This window comes from Flavobacterium sp. CSZ (assembly GCF_015350725.1).
Lineage (GTDB): Bacteria > Bacteroidota > Bacteroidia > Flavobacteriales > Flavobacteriaceae > Flavobacterium.
Genome location: NZ_JADKPQ010000045.1, coordinates 1 through 6,328, shown reverse-complemented (window position 1 = coordinate 6,328; position 6,328 = coordinate 1). Strand labels below are relative to the sequence as shown.

Genomic DNA, 6,328 nt, shown 5'->3' with positions numbered 1-6,328 from the left:
AGTGAGAGTGAGAGTGAGAGTGAGAGTGAGACATAACAAAAAAGCTGTTCATAACGAACAGCTTTTTTTAGTTTGAATTAGTAATCTTCCTTATTCCGTAATCGGTGCGCCGGCTAAAATTTCAGCGTTGGCAAACTCTTCAAATTTGGCGAAATTAGCTTTGAATTTCTGAGCCAATTCCAATGCTTTTTTATCGTATAACTCAGGATCTTCCCAAGTATTTCTAGGATTTAAAATTTCACTTGGAACGTTAGGGCAAGACTGTGGTTTTGCAATTCCAAATACTGCATGATTTTTATATTCTACATGATCCAGTTCTCCGTTTAATGCAGCGGTAATCATGGCACGGGTATATTTTAGTTTCATACGCGTTCCTGTTCCGTATGCTCCACCAGTCCAACCTGTGTTGATCAACCAAACTTTTACATCTGCGTCTTTCATTTTCTTAGTTAGCATTTCGGCATAACGTGTTGGGTGTAATGGCATAAATGGTGCTCCAAAACAAGCCGAGAAATTAGGCTGTGGTTCTGTAACTCCTGCCTCTGTTCCTGCAACTTTTGCTGTATATCCAGAGATAAAATGGTATGCTGCCTGACCTGGAGTTAACTTTGAGATTGGAGGCAAGATTCCGAAAGAATCCGCCGTTAAGAAAAATATATTTTTAGGATTGTGCCCGATAGAACCTGGCTGAATATTATCAATATGTGTTATTGGATAACTTACACGTGTATTTTGAGTGATAGAAACATCATCATAATCTACTTCGTTTGTTCCCGGTTTGAAAACCACATTTTCTAACAACGCTCCTTTTTTGATCGCTCTAAAAATGTCCGGTTCGTTTTCTTCGGTTAAATTGATCACTTTTGCGTAACAACCGCCTTCGAAGTTAAAGACTGTATTCTCTGCCGTCCATCCGTGTTCATCGTCTCCAATTAATTTACGTGCAGGATCTGCTGATAAAGTTGTTTTTCCTGTTCCTGATAATCCAAAGAAAATAGCAGTATCTCCGGCTTCACCCACATTGGCACTGCAATGCATTGGTAAAGTATTTTCGAAAACCGGTAAGATGAAGTTTAAAGCAGAGAAAATCCCTTTTTTCATTTCTCCTGTATAACCTGTTCCTCCAATAAGTGCTATTTTTTTAGTAAAATCTAAAATAGCAAAATTAGACTGGCGTGTTCCGTCTACAGCAGGATCTGCCATAAAACTTGGAGCACAAACTACTGTCCATTCCGGAGTAAAATTTGCAAGTTCAGATTCTTCTGGCCTTAAGAACATATTGTAGCAAAACAAATTCGACCAGGCTGTTTCTGTAACAACACGAACATTTAATCTATAATTAGGATCAGAACAAACATAAGAATCGCGAACGAAAACTTCTTTGTTTGATAAAAACTGAGTTACCTTATTATACAATTTTTCAAAAGCAGTTGGGTCAAAAGGAATATTTACATTTCCCCACCAAACTTTATCCTCTGTAATACTATCTTTTACAATAAAACGATCCTGAGGAGAACGCCCTGTAAATTCACCTGTATTAATTGCCAATGCGCCTGTAGAATTCTCGACACCTTGGCCTGATTGCAAAGTGATCGCATGCAATTCATCAGCAGATAATTGGTAACGAACTTTTGCATTTTCAATTCCTAAGTCATTTAACGAAATCGATTGCGAGAAAACTGTGTGACTGTCCATAAATTTTAAGTTGTGTGTGATATTTAGTAAGAAGCAAAATTACAGATTTATTATTAATCCTTTAAAAAAAATTAAATTTTACTTTTATTTATATTAATAAAGTAAAATTTGATCTTTAAATTCAATAAAATAAAAAAATAACGGCTTCAAATTTGCTTTCTTATAATCAATTAAATGAATTTGTTATATTATTTACATATTGAAGTAAAAAACAAGATAAATTCACATAAATAAGATTATATGTTATTTATGAGACAAAATTAAAGATTAATTTTTAGATAGAATTTTTTATTCGGGATTTTATGATTTTCTCTTCAAAATCGTAACAAATAACACCGCCCAGGCAATGATTAATAGAAAACCACCCAAAGGAGTTGCGAATACGATAATTTTGAAATCGAAAACTGTAAGACTTTTAGTAGCTAATAAATAGATAGATCCACTAAATAGAAGAACACCTGCAACAACCAAATTGTAGATTGCTTTTACAGTTTTTTCAGCGATATCTTTTCTGGTCGAAAGAAAAAGTAAAAAGAGAGCATGATACATTTGGTAACGAACACCAACTTCAAAAGTGTTTAACTCTTCTATAGATAAATATCTTTTCAGTAAATGCGCGCCAAAAGCACCCAAAATGATCGATAACATTCCCATAAAAGCTGCTGCTAAAACAATTCTTCTTTTCATATTTTCTATACTTTTTATTCTCCAACAAAAATACTTCAATACATTTTAAAAAGCATTTTAGTTTTCAAAAATCTTTTCCGGAAAAAGAAATTCATTATAATTTGGCTCGAAAATAAAAAATAATACACTTTTTGAAAATTAAAATTGTTATATATTTAACATTTTAATATATTTGTGTTACAAATTTAAACAATGAGAAGTATTTTAATCTTTGGAGCCGGAAGATCTGCATCGTCGCTGATACGTTATTTATTAGCAAAATCAGAAAGCGAAAACCTACACCTTGTCGTAGCTGACTTGTCTTTGGCTTTGGCCGAAAAAAAAACTCAGAATCATCCCAATGCAACTCCAATTGCTTTAAATATTTTTGAGACCGAAGAAAGAAAAGCAGCAATCGAAAAAGCGTCTATCGTAATCTCGATGTTGCCTGCTCATTTGCATATCGAAATCGCCAAAGATTGCATCGAATACAAAAAACACCTTGTTACAGCTTCTTATATTAGTGATGCCATGCAGGCGCTTGACGAAGAAGCCAGGAAAAACAATTTGATTTTTATGAACGAGATTGGCCTTGATCCCGGAATCGACCACATGAGCGCCATGAAAGTTATTGACGAAATCAGGGCAAAAGGTGGTAATATGTTACTTTTTGAATCATTCTGCGGCGGATTAGTCGCTCCCGAATGTGATAATAATTTATGGAATTACAAATTTACCTGGGCGCCACGAAATGTAGTTCTGGCTGGGCAAGGCGGCGCAGCAAAATTTATTCAGGAAGGTACTTATAAATATATCCCATACGGAACGGTTTTTCGCAGAACAGAATTTCTGGAGGTAGAAGGTTACGGAAAATTCGAAGCCTATTCGAACCGGGATTCGCTTAAATACAGATCGATTTACGGTTTAGATGATATCCTGACTTTATATCGCGGAACGATTAGAAGAGTGGGTTACTCGAAAGCATGGAATATGTTTGTACAATTGGGCATGACAGATGACAGTTATATCATGGAAGATTCTGAAAACATGAGTTATCGCCAGTTCGTGAATTCGTTTTTGCCTTATCATCCAACAGATTCTGTAGAGATTAAAACGCGATTGATTTTAAAAATCGATCAGGACGATATTATGTGGGACAAACTTCTGGAACTGGATTTATTTAATCCCGACAAAAAGGTCGATTTACCTAATGCTACTCCTGCTCAGATATTAGAAAAAATCTTATCAGACAGTTGGACTCTTGAGCCTAACGATAAAGATATGATTGTCATGTACCATAAATTTGGTTACGAACTGAATGGTAAAAAACAGCAAATCGATTCTAAAATGGTTTGTATTGGCGACGACCAAACTTATACTGCAATGGCAAAAACCGTTGGATTACCCGTTGCAATGGCAACTTTATTGATTTTGAACGGAAAAATTACAACTCCGGGCGTACAGCTTCCGATAAAAAAAGAAGTTTACCAGCCTATTTTAAAAGAGTTAGAGGAATATGGGGTTGTTTTTAATGAACAAAATATGCCTTATTTTGGATATAATCCAGACTTATTTTAGGGTCTGGTTTTGTTGGTTTTTTTTTAGAATTTTTTTAGTTTTTAATTTTATCCGCTTCTACTGACTAGAAGCGGATTTTTTTATTTAAAAGACAATTTAGATGGTTTTTAATTTCCAAAAATGGTTGGTGGAAAATCCATTCTCTGATATCTTCCCTTTACTAGCTTATACTTTTTTGGTGTTTCGTTATCTTGAATTGTTATAGGCAAAGTGTACAGAACGCGAACTGGCTTACCCATTTCAGAGCCGGGATTCCATGCCGGAGAAAGTTTTAGAATTTTTATCGCTTCTTCTCCTATCCCGTAGCCTAAATCTTTTAGAATTTTAAATTCAGAGAGGGTACCGTCTTTTTCTACCATAAATTCTATAACTATTTTTCCCTGAATTTTATTCTTTGAAGCTTCTTCTGGTATTTTAAAATTTTTACCAATGAATTTGTAAAATGCCGGCATACCTCCTGGAAATTCCGGTTGTTTTTCGATTGAATTATTAGATTGAATTTCTGATTCTGATTTTACTAAAGATTCTTTGTCTTGATCCCGCTCCATTTTTACCAATTGATCAGATTTTCTCTTTTTACTATTTCCAGTAATTTCTATCATTTTTGGCCCTTCATTTTTATTTTTTTCAAAGGCATTCTCAAAACCTTTATTTGTATATAAGCTTACTTGATTTTCTTGTGGAAATTTTTTGCCTCTTGCATTTTTATAAACGAAACTATTGTAGTAGTAAACAAAATCATTTTCCTTGTATTGATTCAAATTAGAATTGACTATGTTTATTCCATCAACCCAAACTGCGTATTTAGATTCATCTTTAAATTTTTCCAGCATATTTTTGGTAATTACCACTTTTGCAGGAATTGCCAGTACTAGAGGAATTCTCTTTTTCTCGCTTTCTGTTAATTCAGCATACTTTTTTTGTGTAGCCGTACTTGCTTTATCCTCTTTAAAAACAAAAACGGTATTAGCATAGTATTTTTCAATATTAGAAACGTTTGTTATGCCCTCTGTTTTTGCATCAGTTTTACTTTTCTGAGCAACAGTTTCAATACATAAAAAGAAAACTAAAATTGCCATTATAGGCAGAAGTGCTGTTTTCTTTAAAAAGGTTATTTTTTTGGATGTTGTAGTCGTCATCATAATTAATCTTTTTTTAGTTACAGAATAATTTAAATTACTGGCCAGGTAATATATTGAACCTTGATTTGCTTTTGACAATAATAAATTCTGATAAAACGAAACATTTTTATGTGATGTAATTACTTTATCATCGGCAAGAAATTCGTGATTAAGTTGTATTGCTTTCTTGTAAAAAATAAAAATTGGATTGAACCAAAAAACAATCTTGATTATTTCAATAAATAAAATATCTAAAGAATGTTTTTGATTCACATGAATTAACTCGTGCGTAAACAACTCTTTTTCTATTTTTTTGTTTTGATAATCCATTTCATTTATAAAAATGGTGCTTAAAAAAGTATAAGGAAGTGTTTTCTCTTGCAACAAAACCAATTTTGCATTTTGATATTCTAATACATTATTGATTTTTCCTTTATTAATCAAATTATACAGATTAGTTATAAATCGAAAAAATAAAATTGTCGTTACCAAACCGTAGATAGTCCATCCTAACACAACATAAAAAGGTGTTTTTTTGTCCACGTCCACGATTTTTGCAGTAATTTGACCTGGAATAATTAGATTTTCTGTATTGCTATTTGACACTTCCTGAATTATTTCGATCGTTACAAATGGAAGGACAAATGAAATCAAAAGGCTGCCCAATAAGAAAAACCTATTAAACTGATGCATTTTTTCCCGCTCCAATATCAAATGATAAAAAATCAGGAAAACGCTTAAAGCAATCGTCGATTTTATAAAGAAGTCTATCATTTTTTCTTTTTTTGAATTTCTGAATCGATTATTTTTCTAAGTTCTTCTAATTCTGATGTTGACAAATTGGTTTCTTTGGTAAAAAAAGAAGCAAATTGTGATGCCGAATTATTAAAGAAACTACTGATTAATCCGTTGACGTGTTTCGAGAAATAAACGGTCTTTTCGACCAAAGGATAATATTCTCGAGAATTTCCGAATTCGTTATAGGCTACGAATTTCTTATCGATCATTCGTTTCAAAAGCGTTGCAACGGTTGTGGTTGCGGGTTTTGGTTCGGGATAGGCTTCGAGTAAATCTTTCATAAAAGCTTTTTCAAGCTTCCAAAGATGTTCCATTAATTGTTCTTCTGAGTTTGATAGTTGCATTTTTTTTAAGTTTCTAAGTTACTAAGGTTCTGAGTTGCTGATTTTTTTTTGCCACTGATTAGAATGATTAAAATGATTTTTTTGATGATTACGATTAATCTATATTCTATATTCTATATTCTATAT

The 6,328-nt window shown here is 32.9% G+C and carries 5 protein-coding genes; 1 reads left to right on the top strand and 4 read right to left on the bottom strand.

What is annotated here, in order from left to right; genetic code table 11:
* Nucleotides 1–90: 90 nt before the first annotated feature.
* Together pckA and IRZ78_RS25835 are read right to left on the bottom strand one after the other, a co-directional pair.
* On the bottom strand, nt 91–1,695 hold the full coding sequence (pckA, locus tag IRZ78_RS25840) for a phosphoenolpyruvate carboxykinase (ATP) (protein WP_194620451.1): 1,605 nt from the start codon (nt 1,693–1,695) through the stop codon (nt 91–93).
* A 300-nt stretch (nt 1,696–1,995) separates the two neighbouring features.
* On the bottom strand, nt 1,996–2,382 hold the full coding sequence (locus tag IRZ78_RS25835) for a DUF423 domain-containing protein (RefSeq protein WP_194620449.1): 387 nt from the start codon (nt 2,380–2,382) through the stop codon (nt 1,996–1,998).
* 192 nt (nt 2,383–2,574) lie between these two features.
* Here IRZ78_RS25835 and IRZ78_RS25830 point away from each other — a divergent pair, with 192 nt between their 5' ends.
* On the top strand, nt 2,575–3,939 hold the full coding sequence (locus IRZ78_RS25830) for a saccharopine dehydrogenase family protein (RefSeq protein WP_194620447.1): 1,365 nt from the start codon (nt 2,575–2,577) through the stop codon (nt 3,937–3,939).
* 107 nt (nt 3,940–4,046) lie between these two features.
* On the opposite strand, the gene IRZ78_RS25825 is transcribed toward IRZ78_RS25830, so the two are convergent.
* Both IRZ78_RS25825 and IRZ78_RS25820 read right to left on the bottom strand, forming a co-directional pair.
* Entirely contained in the window at nt 4,047–5,834 is a 1,788-nt protein-coding gene (locus IRZ78_RS25825) for a M56 family metallopeptidase (RefSeq protein WP_194620445.1), read from the bottom strand.
* Nucleotides 5,831–6,202, bottom strand: a complete 372-nt coding sequence (locus IRZ78_RS25820) for a BlaI/MecI/CopY family transcriptional regulator (protein ID WP_194620443.1) — start codon at nt 6,200–6,202, stop codon at nt 5,831–5,833. The genes IRZ78_RS25825 and IRZ78_RS25820 overlap by 4 nt, the downstream gene beginning before the upstream one ends.
* Nucleotides 6,203–6,328 lie beyond the last annotated feature (126 nt).

Excerpts from the sequence above, each read along its gene's own strand:
- pckA (WP_194620451.1), bottom strand. The coding sequence starts at position 1,695 with ATGGACAGTCACACAGTTTTCTCGCAATCGATTTCGTTAAATGACTTA.
- IRZ78_RS25825 (WP_194620445.1), bottom strand. The coding sequence starts at position 5,834 with ATGATAGACTTCTTTATAAAATCGACGATTGCTTTAAGCGTTTTCCTG.
- IRZ78_RS25820 (WP_194620443.1), bottom strand. The coding sequence starts at position 6,202 with ATGCAACTATCAAACTCAGAAGAACAATTAATGGAACATCTTTGGAAG.
- IRZ78_RS25830 (WP_194620447.1), top strand. The coding sequence starts at position 2,575 with ATGAGAAGTATTTTAATCTTTGGAGCCGGAAGATCTGCATCGTCGCTG.
- IRZ78_RS25835 (WP_194620449.1), bottom strand. The coding sequence starts at position 2,382 with ATGAAAAGAAGAATTGTTTTAGCAGCAGCTTTTATGGGAATGTTATCG.